This window comes from Candidatus Berkiella cookevillensis, assembly GCF_001431315.2.
Lineage (GTDB): Bacteria > Pseudomonadota > Gammaproteobacteria > Berkiellales > Berkiellaceae > Berkiella_A > Berkiella_A cookevillensis.
The window spans coordinates 49,270-70,079 of the sequence record NZ_LKHV02000002.1 but is presented as its reverse complement, the minus strand read 5'-3'; the positions used below and the strand labels follow the sequence as shown (position 1 = coordinate 70,079).

Below are 20,810 nucleotides of genomic sequence, written 5' to 3'. Positions count from 1 at the left end.
GTTCATTCTTTCTTGTAGAGATTTTAGCTCTCCTTTTAAATTATCAATTTTATTTCTTAAAAGGACAGAAATATATCCAATATTTACCCTATATTTATTTATGCGCTAAAGCATGGTCGGGGAAATATTGTTAAATATTTTTTAGATAATAAAAAGGAATGTTTAAATTTGTATAAGATGAAACACCCTATTTTCGTTGCTGCTGCATCCAAGACATCTGCAAGGTGTTTGCCATTATTACTGTTATACGGTTTCAACCCTGTGTCTGAAAATGATAAATATTTTGTTGCAAGAAGAATGCAAGAATGTATACCTTCTGTGGATCATATATATAAACTATTTAAGATGATGATGCTTTTAGCAGAAGCGGCTTTAAATGTAGAAGCAAACAGCAAGAATATATTTAGCGAGGAAGATACTGAGCAAAAAGTAGATAAGGCGTTAAGCAATATATCGAAAGATGTTTTGCTATACCATTTAGGATCTTATTATGAAAATTTATTTGCCTCTACTTCATCTTTAGAGCATAAAAATAGTGAAATTATGCAGATAGTTCAGTCTTTTCCTATTTTTAATTGGATAATAGGTGCTGTAAGTTACGGAGATATTTATTCAATAGATGAGTCTATTTTATTACAAACAATGAAGTGTCATCAAAGGCTAGGTTCTGTAGAGTCTGGCGGTGAAGTATCTATATTAGGATGGGGGGAATCTATGCATGCTTTAAAATGTATGTCTACTTTGCTCCACATGCTTGAAACCTCAAATAAAGATGATGTTCAAGATAGCATAATCAAACACAATAATGACAATATGCATTTAGACAGTAATGCTGTTGAAAAACTAATTGATTGTGACAGAAATATGGTTGTTAACTGTCTTAAAGAAAGGGAGAGAGCTTTAAGATGGCTATGTGGTTTCCATAAAAAATATATTCAATGTTAATCAAAACATAGTCATCAAAGTAAATTAATAAATATGCTTGCTTTGTTGTTAAGGTTAAACTTACTTAAAATCACTACCAAGTATTTCTTCGCATAAAGAAAATAAATTCTCTTTTTGCTCTTCAAGCCGATCATTCTCCTCTATAAGTAGAGTCACTAGATCTTTGTGAAGCAGAAAATCATTAAATGTCCCCATACCACCAAATAATCCTCTCAATTCTTTGACCATTTTTTTTAAGTCATGTGGTTTATTTAGCCGTTCAAGCACTATTTCAAAGTATTTGTAATAACGATTTTCTTTACCAATATAATCATACTCAATTAATATCATTATCTCTTTAATAATCTTAATCATTTCTTCGCTTTGAGTCACTTTTCTACGCTTACACACAATTTACAATTCAGTGTTGGTTAGAATTTTTTCACAAAGAATATATAAATCATGACGTAACTGTTCAAGCTTATCATTTTCTTCTTGAAGCATAGTGATTTGATTTTTATGTAAAACCAAATCATTAAACGTACCCATCCCTCCGTATACAGAGATAATATCTCTAGCAATTTTGTCTACAGAATGTGGCTTATTCAATCTTTCAAGGATTGTACCGAAGAATTTATACCAAGAATTTTCCTTGCCTCTATATCCACATTCAATAGTATTCATTACCTCTGTGACTAAATGAATCATTTCTTGGCTTTGCGTGCTTTTTGGTTCCATACCATGCCCTCATTTAAACTTTGCACCTGCACAATTTCTGCACCTTTGATTTCCCAAGGTTTCTTTACATATACCTGCTGAGTACCACCTAGCAACATCCCACCTTGGGGTGCTGTTAACCCTATATGAACAACAGCCCCTTTAGGAATTTTAACACAATAGGCATTTTCTAATATAGAAACGCCATTATCTGGCCAAATAGGTAATATAGCGCGATCAATCCTTGCTTGTATCTCACTTACCGGCTTAATATTAGAAAAAAACTGTCCAAAGCCATTTTCTGAGTCTCCTGCTCGCCATAATAAAGAATCCTCCTTAAGAACATAACTGCTGTATTTGCCACCCATAAAGCTTAATGCTTTTTCTTTAGGTATTGTTAGCTTTTCAACTGGCGTAACATAAGCGCTTACCGTATCAAACCATTGAGCATTAATATTAGGATGGTTAAGCTGTGTTTGCGCTTTATGACCTGGGGTATAGCTTTGAGGCTTACTTTGATGCAAGGTGCTTTCCCTGAATGAATATCTTGGCTCAGTGCCTTTTGCTAACATAGTATCAAATTGAGACAAAATTGATGGAGAAACGCCTGCTTGCACCGCTAGTTTCTGTCGTTGCACAATTGTAGATGGTCTTAGATGGTAAGTGCGGATGGACGCTTGCTCTATCACTTGCCCTACGCCTTTTATAACATGCTCACCCACACGCACTGACGCTGAGATCCCTTTAGCAAAGACGCCTGGCATAGCAAATGAGGATATTAGGCGTGATACTTCGCGCACCTTCTCATGTTCATCCATTTTATCAAAATTCGTGACAAATTGATTAATCGAATCTCGGATGTACTTGGTTGTCGCTAATTCTTCATTCATGGTTTTGCGTGCCGCTTCTTCACCAATAAAGATACCAAGTACTTGCACCGCTTTAGCAGCCGCAAGGGGTAGGCCTATTTGATAACCTTTGACTTTAGCAGTCACACTGGTATTTTCCATCGGCACAACGCTTTCAATATAATCACCTGTTGTGCTCAAAAGTTCATATATTGCACCAGCAAACTCTTTAGCTGCATCGAAAATACCTAAGCGAATATGTCTAGCAGTTTCTGTTGCACTTTGTACACCTTCATAAAAAGCAACCTTGTTTGGAGAATGCTTTCTGTTATTTTTTTGCCACTCTAAAATCTCTGTACTTCTATCCCCTTTGAGATAACGAAATCCATATTGTAATTGCATCAAAAACGCTACATTGGTTTCAGCTTGCTTTTGTGGGATAGTTTGATTTTCAGGCTCAACAGCTTCCTTCTGGCAATCTGCATTTTTGCTCTCAGGCTCTTGTTGCTTCTTAGATAACCCAAATAAAACATCACGCTGCTCATCAATAATGGCTTGAATATATGGGTTTTCAAGAGAGAATCCATACGTATTTTCATCTGATGCAAATGCTTCAGATTGAGGGGCAGCAGCCTCAATATTAGTATTGGGGCTTGAAAGCACGACTGGATTTTGCTGTATTCTTTTGCTAACTTCTTTCTGAGAAGGCAAAACCAAAGAGTAGCCAGTTGATTTTCCAGAATCATAAAAAGTAAACACAGGCTGATTATTGACAGTCAGCTTAAGATTCGCACTATTTCGATTGGCGTTAAACTGAAGACCAACAGCCCCTGCACCCTTAGGTGGCGTCCCATTACCAGTAAAATCAGGGAATGGTACCCATCCAATTGTCTTCCCTAAGATTTCATTGCTTGGTCCTTTCACAAAATATTCCCACCTATGATATTTATGTACTTTCTTTACATCAGTATTGGTGATTTTTGCAACAATATAATTATACAATCTTCTTTCAACTCTATCTTGGTTTTTGTTGTAGCCATCAATTGTATCGTTTGTAATTTTCTGAAAATACATTTGGCGCTCTGCTTCAATAACAACAGCATTCCCAACTTCTGGATAGAACGGATATTTATAACGAATAATTTCATCTGCACAAAATTGCGCAATATTATTTCGATCATTAGGTTGGCCTAAGTAGAGATTAAAAGCATTATTAATAATGTTATTAATCGTATTTGGTATATTTGTAGTGTCTAGAAAATTATTTTTATGTGCTTCAAAAAATGCATGAATACTTTCTTTCCATAATTCAGCAGCTTGATTGATTGTATCTGAATTATAATATCTGCTCTTGCTAAAGGCTTCTTGTTCAGCTTGTTTCAATGCATCCTTCTGGGCACCAGATAGATTATTATCAAATTCACCATGTTTTGCTTCGAACACTTTTGACTGCCAGTCTTCATAATAACGATAACCTTCAGTCTGTTTAAATAATGCTTCTTCTTTCTCTTTTGCTTCCTTTAAAATGCCTTGTTGTTCAGTTAATTTATTTTTAGATACGTCAACTTCATTTTGCAAGTTAGATACCATATCTTGAGCATCCGTTACAGCGGTCTTCAATGAGACTAAGTTTTGATCATTTTTGTCACTGGATGGCTTTTTCTGATAGGCAATTAATTCTTCATTTGCATATTTAAGCTTTTCATTAGCTTCCACTAAGTTTTTGCTTGTGGTTTCAATGCTATCTACTAATTCTTGTGTTTCCATACTCATGCAATTTGTGCGAAATAGCTGGATAGCATGAAGACGCTCTGCTTTAAAAGTTGATTCACCAAATTGATCAAGCGTGCTCTCTTCAATGTAATTAAAAAGTTGCTCTTCCAACAATTGGCGCTTTTTATAAAACTCACTAACATAATTTTGGGCTGACTTAAGCACTTCAGTGGTGGTCTTTACTGACTCTGCAAATGGCAGCTCATCTAAAGACATCTGAAAACCATCCAAGTACTCCGTTAAACTGGGCAATGTGCTTGCACTAAAGTAAGGCTTTAACATCTCACCGGGCGAGGCAATCATCCTGTTCAATTGCTGGTTTGCATATTCTAGATGATAAACTGCCGGTGCTATCCAAGAAGTCGCGTTTTCACCAATAACCTCTGATAAATTTCTATTTAATCTCATAAAATAGCGCTCATCAAACAATATTTCAGATGAGTTACCATTGGTGTAACGATAGCATATTTGATCGCCACATAATTGTGCTAGCGCTTCAAGCGATTCGAATCTATCCAAACCAGAATACATACATCCATAATATACCGCATTACTCACCAACGTAGAGGCAATATAATACTGAGGCATGATAGCAAGACCAATAGCATGATTGACAAATGATTCCGCATATTGGACATAATTACCACAGTAAGAACTCAAGCGATTAATCGCATAAGATAGATTCCGATAAGCTATTACTTTAGATACATCTAAGCAAAACCGGATTGGGCCAGCTGTTGCCAATGTGCCAACTGTTGGTAACAACTGCAGAACAGGAGAGCCATATTTAAAAATCGGGTTATTAAATACATGGCTGTTATGCTTAGCTTTAAGATGCAAACTATCTGCTATGGCAATTTGCCCTTGCTTTAAAGCGAATCCAGCGCGCTCTATATATAATTTTGGCAACTCATACCATCTTGCTTTTTGAATTCGATCTCCAATTTTTTTCTTGATTTCTTGTCTATCTATACGAAATCGAACAGTCCTATCATATTCGTCTAAAGCAGCGTTCTCATATTTTTTAAAATTGTTTGTTAATTGCACAGAAGAACGTGCTTGCAAATTCAATGAAAAATAGTGCCTTCTTAACCGTTCGTATTGACCTTTCTTTAAGGCACAATGCATTGGGTTATATTGTCCTGGGTATACCAAGAATTCAACACGCGTTGTAAAACAATGATTTAATAGTGCCGTATTGTTCTGACTAATCGCAGTGCACGCTAATTTGGCAATTGGCTCAACGATCATACCAAAATGTGCATGAATAGATTTTTGCTGTGCTTCACCAAGCTTATATAAATATGAAAATTCATTCTGAAAAAGAACAATGCTATGCACCCATTCAGAAGCGCTCCCTTTAACAGCCTGCTCAATTACTTGGCTTGATTTAGAAGTTAACTCAAATGCAGCCTTCAATTGTTTGGGATTTGAAACAACTTTTGCATGTTGCGTTAAAGATAGAAAATTATAGAGTGCATTACTGACTGCTACTTGCTCCCGATTACAATTATTTTTAATGAGATTGTGGGAGCTTAGCAGTATTTTTTCAGCTTTCTGATATTGCTTTGATATATTAGCCCTCCTTTTCAATAAGGCATTTAAAAGAAACAAATCACCTTGAGTAATAGCTGCTTCAACTGCTTTTTCTGAGTGCTTAACAAAAGAAAAACCCAAAAAAGCATATAATGCAGATGCGCTATGAAAAGCACATGCATGCTCGTATGCTGCTTGTATAAACAGTTTTTCTGTGTCTGGTTTTGTCTGACCTAAAATAAAAGACAGAATATCTCTCTGATTAAGACATGCAGCAAGATCAAGTGAAGAGATATTATATTTTCTTTTTGGTAACAGATGCTTGTATCGGCTATCAGTAACTTCCCATTGAGCCTTTTTTTTCCAATCTGCGTTTAAGCTAATTAACTCTGTTACACATTTTTTAGCACCGAAGTAAACCACATAATGAAGCAGTGTCCATCCTCGAACATTACCGGAGACAGTAGCATTTAAGGCATGCACCTTATTTGATATGATTTGATTAGCAGATATTTTTTTATTTTTAATCGTCTGCAGAAGAGATTCCGCATCATCTTTTTGAATAAATGATATTATATTATTTAAAACAATACTTGATGTTGTATTTAAAGATTGTGTTCTTTGGATTTTTGGGTTCGTTCCTCTTGCGCTATCAACATAAGGAAAACCTGTTCTACAAACGTCAACTAATTTTTCTTGCAAGGATTTTAGCCTTGTTCTTAATGGGATTTCAAGATTTTCTGCTTGTGCAAAAGTATGGCTTATCGAGCCTTGTTTGATTGCTTTTTCTTTGTAACCTTCTATTTCATCTTTAGAAATCTGATAAAAGCATTTATTATCATAGGATAGCTCAATCAAACCAAAGCCATTTACACCAACTTTATGACTAAAAATCTTATGAAAAACAGATATTCTTGCATCATTTTCATGTTGGCCATAAATATCTAAATCCAATTGAAAAGAATGACCAAGGCGAACAACTTCAAGCACTGTTAATGCCGATGGCACTATCTCGGTTTGATTAAGTATTGAACGAAGCACAGGCCCTATGATCATCAAATGCTCTTTGGGATGCGGATAAATCGTTAAAAGCCAACGTAATTTTTCAGAGATTTGTTGATGGTTAAGATCACTATCAAGCTTATATCGCCCTCTGAAATGTTCTAAGAAATCATGAAATCCTTGGGTCGACTGAATATTTAAGCACTTTGTATTTTTGGCATTTGCAGCTTGATTTTGCATGATAGATTGCACAAGAATATTTACAAATGGCTCTAAACCACTGTTATGAGACCAATCATTTACAGGCAAAACGGTATAAATCTTCTGTTCAAATGCTTTACGGGTTAATAGGCACTCTTTTATTTCTTCTCTGAAGGTATTTTGTAATAACCTAATGTGACTTATAGGGATTTTTGTGCTCATCAAGCTTTGTAACTGAACATAAAAATATCTAAGTTTTGCAGATGGTGCAGTATCTTTTTTGAAATCCCATTGACTTGCATGGCTGACCATGATCTCCCAATGTGCCTGAGTTTTATTTGATAACACCACCGTAAGCAGCGGCTTGAACGCTAGTTGTGCAGATTTCTGAGGTTTTTGATAACCGAGCACACTATAATTGAAATGAAAGCTATGACAGAGCATTTCAAGCTGCTGAACAGAAACAAAAGCACATTGGTTCACATCGCATTGGTAGGATACGTATTGCTTAAACGCTTTGTCACCATACTGACGGATAAAACTTGATTTATTAGCTGTTCTTAATGACGTTAAATAGATAGTAATAATATCTTTGTTTGGTATAAATAACTCGTCAAATTCATGGTTACTATCTAACCTCAAGTTGGCCAACCACTCACGAACAAATTGTCCATTACTTTGAAGATGTTTCGGTACTTCGTTATTGAATCTATGCTTACAATCCTGCAATAGATTCCAGAAAGATTCTTTTATCATTTTGGCATGATTAGAATGGTTTAATAACACTTTTTCTAGTGTCATCCTTAATACAGGCCCTAATAATACTTGAAGATCTAGTGGATGACAGTGGCTCTGACAAAGCCAGATTAGATCTTTTTCAACCTATTTTACATTTGAGCACTGATAATAATCAGCAAAGGACTCAAGAAAATAACCGTATCCCTTAGTTTTTTTAAATGCATTAATATTGTTGGTGGTAGGATTTGCTTCGGCAAAATGATAGTCGATTGCTTTATTTTGTGCTGGGTTCACAAATGCCATTAAATAAGGGATAAGCGTATGGAATGCACAATTGTTAAGATGCGTTGAAACTTCAATTATTCTGGGGGGGTTAGGCATGGTTTTTCCCTGTGCAACGACAACCTGATAGATTCGATTAGAAAATGTATTAGGATGATTTGGTTATTTTAAAAAGATGGCAATTATAGGCATCAGTTATTACTGTTTCAAGTTTTGTTTAATGCAGAAAGGCTAAAAAAACGTGTATATTCAACACAATATCTTGACAAACCTTTAATGCATTGACATCATTCTGTCATTTTTACAGCCTTAATATCTTTGGGTACAGTGATGAATAGACAAGAAGCTTTAGTAATACTTGGTTTTAAATCAAGCGCCAATCCTATAGAGTCCGAAATAAAAAAGGCTTTTCAAAAATCTGTCCTCAAATGTCATCCAGATAAACTAGTCTATCCCAAAGATGCCACTGAAATTGAAAAAGAATTATATCTCAAAGAGAAAACACAAGAGTTCCAAGAAATTCAAACAGCACGAGATTATTTGCTCGATCCAAGCAAGCAAAACAAAGAGAATGAAAAAGATAATACTGAAACAGTATACCCAATGAGACGTCCTAGCCACATATATAGTGATATGTGGGGCTGCCAATTTGGAAATAAAAACAGCAAATATGGTATAGCTTTCTCTTTTTATCAAAAATCAAAAACAGGTGAGAAAATTTTAAACAACCACGATAATGGCGACTATTTTTTTAATTCTTTTGACGAGCTTATACACTTTGAATGGATGCTCAAATGGACCAATTGTTTCAAAATTATGCTAGCAAGTGACAATTTTATACCTGAAGGAGGACAAAAAATTGTTGATGCGATTAAATACAACCCTCATATCTTTGAAGTCAAAATTCATGGTAACGTCCTCACAAAAAATGAGAAAGAAAAACTAGATAAAATATTATATAAGCGAAATTACCCAGAGGTCATTAAAGAAAATTTCAATAAAATACTTAAAGATATGACATTACGCTTTTCTATCACAGGCCTACTTTTGGGATGCTGCTTTCTCTACTCATCTATCACCATAGGTATTCCTTGTGCTATCTTTGGATATTTTTTGGGCAATAGAATTGCTAAATGGCAACACAATCAACTAATAAAGGCCAGTGAATGCTTTGAGCTTGAAGATGAGCGGTCAAAAAAAATTTCCCACGCTGAATGTGAATCAATAAAAGCAGGTATCGCAGCCAAAAATTGGAGCGGATATTTCAAAAGCTATACAAATTATTATACTTTCACGCAACGAAAATCATTTTTAGCGGGTATGGCATTTTCCCTCAGCAACGACACTAAAATAGTGTCTAAAATCAATAAGATGTTAAAAAAGCCATAGCTATTTCAAATTAAGCCTCAAATCTTGAGGTATAATCAGCCTAAAGCATATTCACCACAGTGACTAGTGGCATATAAATATACATTAAAAATATTATTGATAAGCTCTATTGAATCTCAAAAAATTTTGAACAACTGCTTTCTAATTTTTTAAAGCCTAGTCTCAAGCCAAATCCTCAAAAGCATAAGGATTTAGGAATTGTCTGCCCCAAAACAGACTACGATCAACTTTGCTTAATGATGCTTCATCACAAACATTTTGCCAATTATCTTCGATCACGCTACGCTGTGCATGATATATATCAAATGCTTCTTTTTTGCTCAATAGAAATTGATTCGCAGCGGCAATACATCCCTTGATTTGGCTCATGCGATCATCGCCTTTAATCAGCATAGCCTGCGTTGCCTCCCCTCCTGTTCGGCCTTGTGGACAGATATCATAACCTGGCGTTAGACTTAAGGTTGCACCATCCCAAAATGCAGCATGATTACGTGCATGATCATCGGTATTTCCACATAGAATATTGAAGACAAGTCGACCGTAAAGCTCGCGTAAAGTATCTTTGGGATTATTGAAACGTCTCCTAATGATTTCACTGAGTTGTTCATAACTTGCATAGCGCGCCATCATGTCATCCAAGCCAAACAGCGTCAGAGCGGAGATGATAGCCTTGCGCTGCCAACCATTTTCACTACTCATACGGTCAAAACGTTCAACAAGTAGAACATCTTTACCAGCAGCTTTTATCAAATGCACACTCGCGATATTTAAACCACACAGCGAGCCTAAACGCATTGCAATAAATTCAGCTTTAATGACACTATATAGATCATCGCTAGAAGAAAATTTCGCTATGTATTTTTTGTTATTTTGATCGATTAATGCCTTGGGTCGCGCGCCACCAATCGATGAGCCATGAAACAAAGCCTGATCTAATTCGGGTGAGAGTGGTATTCCTTGCTCAACTCGCTCAGCAGAGTGCATCAATTCTTCCAACGATGCATTCTTGGCTTGCCTTGGCACATATTCACTCGGCGATTTTTGAAAATCCAAAGCACCAATACGATCTGAGCCAGACTCCAGCAAGAAGATCAGCTCATCCACGTTTGTATCGTTAACCAGTTCACTCTTATTGCCAAGTATTTTATTCATTATCACTCTGCGTCCCCATGCATCAGGCGCAGCATCACGAATACAGCTTGGCATAGACAGCCCATCTCTTGGCTCTATAAGTCCTCGGCGAAGCGGCAGCTCTTCATCAAAGATTGCTATAGATGGATGCGTTTTATTATGGATACGTTCTAAATAGCTTTTACCATAGTTAAAGCGCAAATAGCCACGGTCTAACTCAAGCTTACCTGCAACAACAGGCTCAGTTAAACCAGGTAACCAGATCCAAACATAAGCTTGTTTATAAGATTTAGAAGTCATCATCTACCACGCGAACAGATTTTCTGGCCGCCTTGGGTAACAAGGCGAGTTTTTCTTTACTCTTTACTAAAGTGGAGGTTAAAGCGCCTTCATCGCAATCAAACAACCGGATGCCAAGTAAATAAGCTACCTCAAATACTGCACTTATCGCACAGCTAGGATCACCCTTTTCAATGCGTTGTAAGAGTCCGCGCGATATGCCGGCACGCTCAGCTAACTCCTGAGCAGGTAGCTTGCGTTCTAATCTGGCCTCACGGATCATCACGGCAAACAGTTCTATGGCTTCGCGTGTATAGCGTGAATATGCTCTCTTTGTTGTTTTGGCCATCCCACACCTTTTTGATTCATATATAGATCATAAACAATTTATATGGTCTGTATATAAACCATATTAGCAGAATGGAGGTTGATAAGCAAAGGTACTCAATAATGCGAGATGAAATAACTTCTAAAAATCTCCAGAGAAATTGAAATATGGCTTTATATACAGTGAAGCTTTTTTAAATGGTATAGAGTATAAATTACAAAGCTCAATCATACTCATTTACATAGATTGCATTCAATGAATGAGAAACGCATTTCTCTGACCTCATACTAAGTCATAAAATATTCTCATTTCATCAAAAACCGGCATGTAGTAAGCAGCTACCCTCTGATTTTTGCTAAATTAAATACGGGTTAACCGCTATTCTGTGAAAAAATTTACCACACATGTCGTTACTCTATAACTTTAAAAAATATGCAATAAATTCATAGGAATAGCGCTTAATATCAAAATGTACGATCTTTTTTTTCTGTATTACATTTGTAGTACAGAACACATGCTTTTGTAATACGGCTGTAATACAGTTTGTATTACAATTGTTATACAAATGTGATTTTGTATGACATAGGTAATACATTTTGATGGTTCTCTTCTGATGAAAGGAAAAAAATTCAATACACAGCTTGAAACACTTGCAATGACAAGAAACGGATTGCATGACAACAATGTTCCATACAATAAAAATAAAAGGGGCTGAGATACAAGATTTAGTTATCTACCCCATTACATACAGATTGACTCAATCATATGAAGGCGCTGCATATTTCTTAACATATTCGGTATATTATGGTTTATTTCTTACCAGAAGGATCTGACTTTGAAACTTATCAAAACAATATCTTTATTTGCCACTTTAGCTATACCAATGCTAGCGCAAGCAGGCGCAGAACTAAATCATGAAGCAAGTGCCGTTGTTAACCAAAGCATGCCACGTTTGAATGAGTTTTGGTGGCCTCAACAACTAAATCTCAGTCCTCTTCGTCAAAATTCTGCTGAATCTAATCCGATGGATAAAGATTTCAACTATGCTGAAGCCTTTAAAAGTCTAGATCTCAATACCTTAAAAAAAGAGATCGAAGCACTCATGAAGACATCACAAGACTGGTGGCCAGCAGACTATGGTCACTATGGGCCATTTTTCATTCGTATGGCTTGGCACAGTGCAGGCACCTACCGCGTAGCGGATGGTCGTGGTGGTGCTGGTGGTGGTCAACAACGATTTGAGCCACTCAATAGTTGGCCAGACAATGCAAGCCTTGATAAAGCACGACGTTTACTTTGGCCAATCAAGCAAAAATATGGCCGAAAGATTTCTTGGGCAGATCTAATGGTTCTAACAGGCAATGTGGCTCTAGAATCAATGGGCTTTAAAACGCTTGGTTTTGCGGGTGGGCGTGAAGATGATTGGGAAGCTGACTTGGTTTATTGGGGACCTGAAACGCAATTCCTTACCGATAAGCGACACAGTGGCAATAGAGAGCTACAAAAGCCACTTGCAGCGACGGAGATGGGCTTAATTTATGTAAATCCAGAAGGCCCGAATGGCAAACCAGATCCACTTGCTGCAGCCAAAGATATTCGTGAAGCTTTCGGTCGCATGGCAATGGACGATGAAGAAACGATTGCACTTATCATAGGCGGACATACCTTTGGTAAAGCACATGGCGCAGCTAATCCATCAGATTGTTTAGGCCCTGAGCCTGCAGCAGCAGATATTGAACAACAAGGTCTTGGCTGGCAAAACAAATGTGGCAAAGGTAATGCTGGCGATACCATTACCAGTGGTTTGGAAGGTGCATGGTCTGTCACACCCACTGCTTGGAGCACACAATACTTGGATAATCTTTTTGGTTTTGAATGGGTACAAACGAAAAGTCCAGCGGGTGCTATCCAATGGATTCCCAAAGAAGAATCCGCATCAAATCTCGTGCCAGATGCTCATGATCCATCAAAAAGACATGCTCCCATCATGTTCACAACAGATCTTTCTCTTAAATTCGATCCTGTCTATAAAGAAATTGCCAAACGTTTCCATGAAAATCCCAAGGAATTAGAGCTTGCTTTTGCTAAAGCTTGGTTCAAACTCACACATCGCGATATGGGGCCACGTGCACGCTACCTTGGCTCAGAAGTTCCGAATGAAGAAATGATTTGGCAAGATCCTGTCCCTACCGTTGATCATGCATTGATTGATGCCAATGATATTGCAGCACTAAAATCTACGGTTCTTGCGTCAGGCTTAACTGGGCCAGAACTTGTCAGAACTGCATGGGCATCAGCCTCTACTTTCCGTGGTACAGACATGCGGGGTGGTGCAAATGGAGCACGTATTAACCTTGAACCCCAGAAAACCTGGGCAGTCAACAATCCAGTGGAACTAGCAAAAGTACTAAAAAGCTTAGAAGCCATTCAAAAAGACTTCAATGCGAAGCAATCAACTGGAAAGAAAATATCACTTGCAGATCTTATTGTGCTTTCTGGTTCTGCTGCTATTGAACAAGCAGCAAAAAATACTGGATACGATGTACAAGTGCCAATCATGCCTGGACGTACAGATGCATTGCAGGCACAAACAGATATAAGTTCTTTTGCAGTACTTGAACCAACGGCAGATGGATTTCGTAATTACTTTGCCAAAAAGAATACTCGATCACCTGCAGAAATGCTCATTGATAAAGCAAGGTCATTAAACTTAACCGTACCTGAGATGACTGTTCTAGTTGGTGGCCTGAGAGTTTTGAATGCAAATACTAAGCAATCTGAGCATGGTGTATTCACAGAACAACCAGGGTCTTTGAGCAATGATTTTTTTGTAAATCTGCTTGATATGTCCACACAATGGACCAAGTCATCAACTCACGATGGTGTGTATGAAGGTCGCACACGTGGAATAGATACACTCAAGTGGACAGCCACTCCTGTTGATCTTATCTTTGGTTCAAACTCTGAGCTACGCGCCGTTGCAGAAGTTTATGCAGCCGCTGATGCACAAGAGAAATTTGTACATGACTTTGTTAATGCTTGGATAAAAGTTATGAATCTAGATCGATTTGATCTAAGCAATTCCAAGGCAAGCAGCGCATCTTGATCGGAATTAACACAGTACTGTAAAGGCGCTGTGTTAATTTTTCATCCCTCATCTTATATGATGGCGACCTTTAATACGTCGCCATTTTTATTTTTATCATTGTGAGTGATGCTACATATGAATATAGTTAAAAGCATTCGCAGCCTGCTCTAACTCTTGTGTATGTGAGCTACAATTTGAACAACTAAAGCCCCCCATATCATTTCTTTCCAGTAATGTACCATCTGCTAATTGTATGCTTGAAATGACAACTTTAGCAGGTGCATCCCCCTCACTTAGAAATAATGAAGAGTTCCCAAAGTTTGAAGTATTTGAATCATAAAATACATCAGACATATTTATTTTATTGTTTGAATGATACTCTACCAATACAAAATCTTGAGAATAATGCGTAATCCCAGCAGTCATAAAGTGCATAAATGACTGACTAAAAAGATTCATATGATAATCAGTAATTGCTTGCTGTTTTGCCTGAGCAACAACATCATACCAATATGGATTATACCAATTTATATGGCCAGGCGTATTAAAAAGCTCTGGAGTAGAATACAGTATATCTATCGTTGATTCGTGAGAATAATGGCCAATATCATCAAACAATGGAACGGTTAATGGCACGCCTGTATTTGTGTCAAAGATAAAAGGAAATGTTATACCACGAACCTCTCCATCAATTGGATAATATAAAATATCCTGCACATCATATACCACAATATAAGTACTATTATTCAAATAGGGTAATTGTGGATTAGAAAGAGCAGTTGCATAATACCATGGGCTTTTAAAATAATCGCTGGAGGCCAATAATTCTTCTGGTGTTTCAGCAATCACCTCAAAACTAGGATTCATAGAAAGAAATGTGGCTAGAGGATCTATGGTTATTTTAGAAATTTCTTTCTCACCAGAAAATACACTTGGAAAAATACTATGGCTACCATTATCAATAAAACTAATATCCGTATTATTATGAAATAAAGCCTCTTGATTGACAATAAAGTTTTCGGTCAGAAAACTATCTATTGGTTTGATAAAATCAAATCTGAAACGGTGTGACTGAATATTATTTACACCACCCTCAGAATTTGCATCAAAATGATAAGGGTTAATTCTATTAAAAGAATCAACAAAAGCATGATCAACATCAAAAAGAAATTTTTTAAGTGTATCGGGAAAAAGATATTGCTCTTTGATCGCTGAAAGTACGCTCTTGAAATATTCCATTCTTTGGGATATATCAGAGGGATCTTTTATTTGAGCGAATGAATAATATTGACCTCCGACAGTTACCCCTGTCAGCTTCAGTAACTCTGCTATATTTGTAAAATGCTCGTTTTTTAAAGCAGCAGTAAAATCCGGCTGATACATCTTCTGCACAATATTCTGCTCATGCTCGATTAGAAACAGTGCTGCTTTATAAGCGCAATCCAAATTTTTCTCATCTGCAAAAAGCGCTTTCGTTACGCTTGGGTCATTTATTTCAAGGCCAAGCTCATTTGCTATATCATTGGCCTTTTTTGATAGTGAATTATGCCCTACAAATGCATCAAAAATATTATCTGAAACAACACTCATATTGCCGTCAGCAAGATGAAGTAAATTCAATCCTTCAATTCCAATTTCTTGATAGGTTAGATATAAAGGGATTATATTTTCGAAAATAGTTTTGTTTCCCTCAATTAAGCTGTTATAAAGTATTTGTAAATCACCTGTATTGATGGGTGTGTTATTGGTTATTGCACTTGAGAGAAACTCTGATTGTTCAATAATAGCGCCAGAACCTGAGGCAAGAATATTCTTCCCGACTTGATTAGAGGCAATCGCTGCCCCCTGAAACCATAAAAAAGTCGGATCCTTCTTTGATAATTGCCAATACACACTAGTAATGGCTGCATTAGCATGTTGTGGATCATCATATTTATTTATAAATTCCAAAGTCTGATTTTGCTTTTCTTTGAAGACAGCGTATGCTTCAGTTACTTCCATAAGTGAACATCCTATAACCGGGTTGTTTGTTGCAAATTATATATGTAAAAACGAATATTATATTTTGGGATACTCAGATCATCATTGCGCGGGCGAGTAGTATTTCTTTCTACTTGAATATAAGCTTTATATTTATTTTCTAAGCTCCACATATCGTATGCTATATAAAAAGAACTATCTATATCAGGCCTTGGTATCATATGAAACCCTGATGTTTTAGTGCTCATTGATACCCAATGTGCTTTCCTCATCAAGTCTTGCCATTTTTCTAAATACGGCAACAGCTCTGCTTCTGTTTTCCAATTCGCTGGAATAAAATAAGGCGTAAAATTAATACTTTTCCAAACATGCGTCTTTTCATTAAAGCTAATACTCACAAAATAAACTTCATCTGCTATAAATCCTACTTCATTGTCTTCAAGCGTGAATTTATGTGGTTTTAAGTCAATCGGCGTTGTCATAAAACGAATATTTTTATCGTCTAGCTTCATGGCTTGAAAGTGAGTTTTATGGCTAGAGTCTGCAAGAATATCAAAGGCTGTACTATTTTCTTTGACAACAATCCCCACATTGGGATCAGGATTTCCATCAGGCTCATTGCCAATGGGCGTATCTTTTTGGGTTAAGGCGAAGCCCGTCAAGAATAGAAAAAGGCAAGTGAATAAGAAACTCTTCATTAATAAGTGATAATACTTCATCATTTTAAACAACTCTTATATTTTGTTGGGGTCGTTTTCTCTATTGCTCGTGTTTCATCCATTCTTTGTTTGGCTTTTAAGACCATAAAGCCTCCCAGTAATAACAAAGATGCCGGCGCTATCAATGGCGCTACAGCGGCCGATGCAGCAACAGCGCTGGAACCTATCGCGACTCTCGCCAAAGAAGCACCCGAATAAGATGCAGCAGCACTACTCAAGCTTGTAAATCGAGGCGCAAATCTAAGCGCTGCTGTAACACAGGTTATGCCTGAAAGAACACCAAAACTATACTTCTGACGTTGTGCTTGACTCTCTATATTCGGTGTGTCTTTTTTAATACGATTGGTTCCTAAAATATCTAAAAACTCTGGATGTTTACTTCCTGTCGCACTCACAGAGCTTTTTAATAATGTTTCAGATTGCTGGGTAAGTGGTATGGACTCAGTAGTATTTTTCCAATTGAGATAAAGCTCATCTTTTAGCGCTGGGTGTTGAACTAAACAATATTCTCCCATTTCAAATCTTAGAGAATGACTTTGCATGAACAGTAAAATACCTCGAGCAAATTCAATATCTCTTTTGGCTATTGATTTAAATGCGGCTAATGGCAAGGAAGAACAAGAAGAGACCAATTCTTCTATCACATCTCGTATTTGTTCAATGCCAGCATTTTCTAGAACAGTAAAATCAAATTTGTCAAAGGGATCATTCAATGCTTGTTCTTGTAGATGACTTCTGGTTAAAGCAATTAACCCATAAAACAAAAACTCATCACTTGTACTCAGTTTGATAATATTCTCTTGCGTTAAGCGCGTAAGCCATGTTTTTTGACTCATAAGCTCTATTCGGAAAGCTTTAAAAGATTCTACTCTGTCTTTATCGAGTAGTAATCTTTTATTATTCTCCAGCTTAATCATACACGCAATCAGTTTATCAAGTTGCACAACTGAAACCAATCTTTCAATCTTGTTTATAGCATGATTTGCTTGCACTGAGTCATTGGCAACAAGCAATAAATTACATAAGGTATACAGTGAAGATGGAGGATTCTTTTCAATTGCATTAAAAAATTTCTTAGTTTCTTTCTGCGAATTAATCGTCTTTGATTTAGGCACAACGCACCCCTGGTACTGCTTTTGTTGAGAGATTTGTTTTTTTCTCGGTATTTAATTTTTTCTTTTTGGTGTGATTTTTTAAAGCCGGCGCCACTACTTTAGCATTTTTTTCTAAAAAATCTTTGACTCTTTCATTCATTGCAGCATAATCTGAGAACAAATCACCATCATCAAAGCCATTTTGAGTGCATTGTTGTAGAAATCCATCAAAAATCTCAGACCATGGCTGATTATATTGTTTGCTATCTCTAACAATTTTCTCAAATGAAAAATTATCACTTAAAGCTGGATACTTAAAAAGCTCCACATCAGCCTCATCAAAGATATTCTTATTAATGGCTTTCAGATTAGCCATGAGCCATTTTAATCGCAATGTGGCCATTCTAAATGAATAACTTTCCTTAAGATGTGGCGGCAAAAATTTCAGAAAATAAGTCAATCGTGAAGCGCTACCATCATATTGCTCCAGCATTTTACGAACAATATTCTGATTACTATTCTTTTCTCCTCTCACTGTATCAAATCTTTCAAGCCCTTCAAGAGCTTCAAAGTGCTCAATTAATGCATTATCCGGTATTCGTGCAAGTATACTTTGAATATTTTTGAGTTGAGACAGTTTACCTACAAAACTTCGTGCAGCTCGTATTTTTCTTAAATTTTCCTTCCCCCAAATGACAACTAAATTCTTTTGCTCTATAGATAATAATTGCGCATGCTTACTAGGACGCTCATCTAATGTCAAGAAAATATGTTGTTGGATATTGCGCATGAGTTGTCGCCTATTCTCTTCTTCTGCAACCTCAGAGACCCAAGCACTAAGCTCTACAATAGTACAATGCTTCTGCCCTGTTAAAACATCAATAATATTTAGGGCAGCATTTCTTTTGTGATCATCTAATACATAATGCTCTATCAGTGTGCGCCAGCCATTGAAGCTTGGAATATTGCTTTTAAAACCACCCCAAGGTTGATTGAGCTGCGTTTTAAAATTTGTACGACATCTTAATGTATTGCTAAGCAAGGCAGCAGAAAATAGCGAAGTTAAACGAGCACTTTGAGAAAATTTTTTTTGATCTTCAAAACTACCATATTTTTTTACAAAATTGTTTAAATGATTGATTTGTAACTTAGGTATAACGGGTTTTAATTTTGAATCGCAAATATCCTTATGCAAATTTGCCAAGCTTTCAGATAAACGCTCACTAATATGCGTGGCATATGTTTTCAATCGAGCGTCTATTAAACATCTTTGTGATTTAAGCTCTTTTAATACCACTTCATTTGAACGCTTCAACTGTCCCCAATAAACCAATCTACTTAAACCTTTGGTGCGTTCTAAAGTCTTAATCATATTATCAATATTTTTAAGAACAGTCTGAGCGCTTAGTTCAAGGCTGGCAATATTAAAAAAAGCCACATCCATAATACCAGAAGAAAGCTGCGATGAAATAAAACGTTGATTAAGTTTTAAAATTTCCAAAGATTGCTGTATTTCTTGAGTCTTCCAATAGCTCATTTTTTCATGTAGAAACTTCCCTATAGAATTTATTGCCTTTATCCCTACAACATAAATAGGAAACAATGCGATGCCATAGAATAGAAAATCTAAAACAAGTTGCGCTGCCCATCCACCTACTGAAAGACCAACAAAAGTAATAATTGTAGGCGCAAGCCAAAGATATGTGCCAAAAGTCACGACAAAAGCCAAGAACCATCGATAACGCCATATTCTGAAAAGATTCTTTGAAAATGTAGTTGAAAAAATATATTGACTAAATAATGGAGAAAATTTTGCTCTTAACCAAGATTCAGTTTTATCTTTTTCTTGTTTTTCTTTTTTAAATTTTGAGGTAGATGTCAACTGTAAATCTATTTCTATCAAACTCGAAAATTTAGCAATATTTTCTAATTCATTTTTAACCTGTGCAGGTTTTATCGGAACCTTATAAGGTGTTTGACTGATTGGTTCAATAATCCTCTCTAAGTCACTTATTTTGATTGCGCTATCCGTACTCAAATAATCAAAAATAGCAGTCCTGGTATCATCATCTAATGCAGATGATATATTGATGGGAACAGCCAATTTAGTTCTAGACCTACTTAATTTATTTGTTTTTTCAGCAAAGTATAAATAAAGATCATCTACGCGCTTTGGTGTACCAAGATACAAAACTAAATGAGTTTTCAATAATAGACTTGATTGTAATTGCTTTTTAAGACTCAAAAAGATTTGATATTTATTATTCAATTCATCTATTTTTGCTTGATGCCAAGTAAGCATCCAAGCAGGCCTCCAGGCATTATGCAATTTATATCTTTGCAAATCGCTTTGTAATTCTTGTAAAGCCCGCAGAATAGCAAGCTCATAGACATCAAACTTATCTCGTTTAAGCTGCATCAGCTCTTGGCTTGAAAAATCAGCAAAAAGACAAACCTGTTTCCATTGTGTTTTTAAATCCTCCACCTCTTTAGAAAAGCTATTTTCCTCTTCCAATTTCTGCCAAAAGTCTTGGCTATTCAGTTGATTTTTAATGACTGTATTTGCATGCACACGACTGGGCTTTGTGGATGTGATAGATAAGAATTGTTTATCAATCTCAATGACATTTAGGCTTTGATACTGCCATGAAAGGAATGCTTGCTTAAATTTTTCCTTGATCTCATCCGAACGAGATAAATTGGATGCCATTCTTATACTACCTTGTCTAGCACTTAAAAAATTTTAGTTGTTAAGCTCAACTCAAATACGAGTTACTCAAC

Annotated in this window: 13 protein-coding genes; 3 read left to right on the top strand and 10 right to left on the bottom strand. The window is 36.4% G+C overall.

Annotated features, from left to right (window positions below):
• The first annotated feature begins 168 nt into the window (after positions 1-168).
• A complete protein-coding gene (locus tag CC99x_RS12880) occupies positions 169-945 on the top strand; it encodes a hypothetical protein (protein ID WP_141651935.1) in 777 nt (258 codons plus the stop codon).
• 60 nt (positions 946-1,005) lie between these two features.
• Here the strand turns inward: CC99x_RS12880 and CC99x_RS12875 are convergent, their stop codons facing one another.
• The 4 genes from CC99x_RS12875 to CC99x_RS12860 all read right to left on the bottom strand — a co-directional run bounded on the left by CC99x_RS12875 (position 1,006) and on the right by CC99x_RS12860 (position 8,120).
• Entirely contained in the window at positions 1,006-1,317 is a 312-nt protein-coding gene (locus CC99x_RS12875; protein ID WP_057625400.1) for a DUF6966 domain-containing protein, read from the bottom strand.
• A gap of 21 nt (positions 1,318-1,338) precedes the next feature.
• A complete protein-coding gene (locus CC99x_RS12870; RefSeq protein ID WP_057625401.1) occupies positions 1,339-1,662 on the bottom strand; it encodes a DUF6966 domain-containing protein in 324 nt (107 codons plus the stop codon).
• The gene (locus CC99x_RS12865) at positions 1,629-7,802 is read right to left on the bottom strand and encodes a hypothetical protein (RefSeq protein WP_057625402.1); all 6,174 of its coding nucleotides are present in this window, start codon (positions 7,800-7,802) and stop codon (positions 1,629-1,631) included. Before CC99x_RS12865 ends, CC99x_RS12870 begins: the two co-directional genes overlap by 34 nt.
• A gap of 81 nt (positions 7,803-7,883) precedes the next feature.
• The gene (locus tag CC99x_RS12860; RefSeq protein ID WP_057625403.1) at positions 7,884-8,120 is read right to left on the bottom strand and encodes a hypothetical protein; all 237 of its coding nucleotides are present in this window, start codon (positions 8,118-8,120) and stop codon (positions 7,884-7,886) included.
• 231 nt (positions 8,121-8,351) lie between these two features.
• On the opposite strand from CC99x_RS12860, the gene CC99x_RS12855 reads away from it, so the two are divergent.
• Entirely contained in the window at positions 8,352-9,410 is a 1,059-nt protein-coding gene (locus CC99x_RS12855; protein ID WP_057625404.1) for a DnaJ domain-containing protein, read from the top strand.
• A 162-nt stretch (positions 9,411-9,572) separates the two neighbouring features.
• On the opposite strand, the gene CC99x_RS12850 is transcribed toward CC99x_RS12855, so the two are convergent.
• Both CC99x_RS12850 and CC99x_RS12845 read right to left on the bottom strand, forming a co-directional pair.
• Positions 9,573-10,844 carry a type II toxin-antitoxin system HipA family toxin gene (locus tag CC99x_RS12850; RefSeq protein ID WP_445971462.1) on the bottom strand — a complete coding sequence of 424 codons (1,272 nt, stop codon included), beginning with the start codon at positions 10,842-10,844 and terminating at the stop codon, positions 9,573-9,575.
• Positions 10,831-11,169 (bottom strand): helix-turn-helix transcriptional regulator, encoded by a 339-nt coding sequence (locus tag CC99x_RS12845; protein WP_057625406.1) that lies wholly within the window; start codon positions 11,167-11,169, stop codon positions 10,831-10,833. Before CC99x_RS12845 ends, CC99x_RS12850 begins: the two co-directional genes overlap by 14 nt.
• Before the next feature lie 862 nt (positions 11,170-12,031).
• On the opposite strand from CC99x_RS12845, the gene katG reads away from it, so the two are divergent.
• Positions 12,032-14,254 carry a catalase/peroxidase HPI gene (katG, locus tag CC99x_RS12840; RefSeq protein WP_102134524.1) on the top strand — a complete coding sequence of 741 codons (2,223 nt, stop codon included), beginning with the start codon at positions 12,032-12,034 and terminating at the stop codon, positions 14,252-14,254.
• Positions 14,255-14,365: 111 nt separating this feature from the next.
• Here katG and CC99x_RS12835 read toward each other — a convergent pair whose 3' ends face one another.
• The 4 genes from CC99x_RS12835 to CC99x_RS12820 are packed head-to-tail and all read right to left on the bottom strand — an operon-like array spanning position 14,366 to position 20,739.
• Positions 14,366-16,237 (bottom strand): hypothetical protein, encoded by a 1,872-nt coding sequence (locus CC99x_RS12835; protein ID WP_057625407.1) that lies wholly within the window; start codon positions 16,235-16,237, stop codon positions 14,366-14,368.
• An 11-nt stretch (positions 16,238-16,248) separates the two neighbouring features.
• Positions 16,249-16,938 carry a hypothetical protein gene (locus CC99x_RS12830; protein ID WP_057625408.1) on the bottom strand — a complete coding sequence of 230 codons (690 nt, stop codon included), beginning with the start codon at positions 16,936-16,938 and terminating at the stop codon, positions 16,249-16,251.
• On the bottom strand, positions 16,935-18,050 hold the full coding sequence (locus CC99x_RS12825; RefSeq protein ID WP_057625409.1) for a hypothetical protein: 1,116 nt from the start codon (positions 18,048-18,050) through the stop codon (positions 16,935-16,937). The genes CC99x_RS12830 and CC99x_RS12825 overlap by 4 nt, the downstream gene beginning before the upstream one ends.
• Positions 18,043-20,739: a hypothetical protein gene (locus tag CC99x_RS12820; protein ID WP_057625410.1), complete on the bottom strand. Its 2,697-nt coding sequence runs from the start codon at positions 20,737-20,739 to the stop codon at positions 18,043-18,045. The genes CC99x_RS12825 and CC99x_RS12820 overlap by 8 nt, the downstream gene beginning before the upstream one ends.
• Positions 20,740-20,810 lie beyond the last annotated feature (71 nt).

Coding starts and splice junctions, on each gene's coding strand:
- CC99x_RS12820 (WP_057625410.1), bottom strand. CDS start 20,739: ATGGCATCCAATTTATCTCGTTCGGATGAGATCAAGGAAAAATTTAAG.
- katG (WP_102134524.1), top strand. CDS start 12,032: ATGCTAGCGCAAGCAGGCGCAGAACTAAATCATGAAGCAAGTGCCGTT.
- CC99x_RS12860 (WP_057625403.1), bottom strand. CDS start 8,120: ATGCCTAACCCCCCCAGAATAATTGAAGTTTCAACGCATCTTAACAAT.
- CC99x_RS12850 (WP_445971462.1), bottom strand. CDS start 10,844: ATGATGACTTCTAAATCTTATAAACAAGCTTATGTTTGGATCTGGTTA.
- CC99x_RS12855 (WP_057625404.1), top strand. CDS start 8,352: ATGAATAGACAAGAAGCTTTAGTAATACTTGGTTTTAAATCAAGCGCC.
- CC99x_RS12845 (WP_057625406.1), bottom strand. CDS start 11,169: ATGGCCAAAACAACAAAGAGAGCATATTCACGCTATACACGCGAAGCC.
- CC99x_RS12870 (WP_057625401.1), bottom strand. CDS start 1,662: ATGGAACCAAAAAGCACGCAAAGCCAAGAAATGATTCATTTAGTCACA.
- CC99x_RS12830 (WP_057625408.1), bottom strand. CDS start 16,938: ATGATGAAGTATTATCACTTATTAATGAAGAGTTTCTTATTCACTTGC.
- CC99x_RS12865 (WP_057625402.1), bottom strand. CDS start 7,802: ATGACACTAGAAAAAGTGTTATTAAACCATTCTAATCATGCCAAAATG.
- CC99x_RS12835 (WP_057625407.1), bottom strand. CDS start 16,237: ATGGAAGTAACTGAAGCATACGCTGTCTTCAAAGAAAAGCAAAATCAG.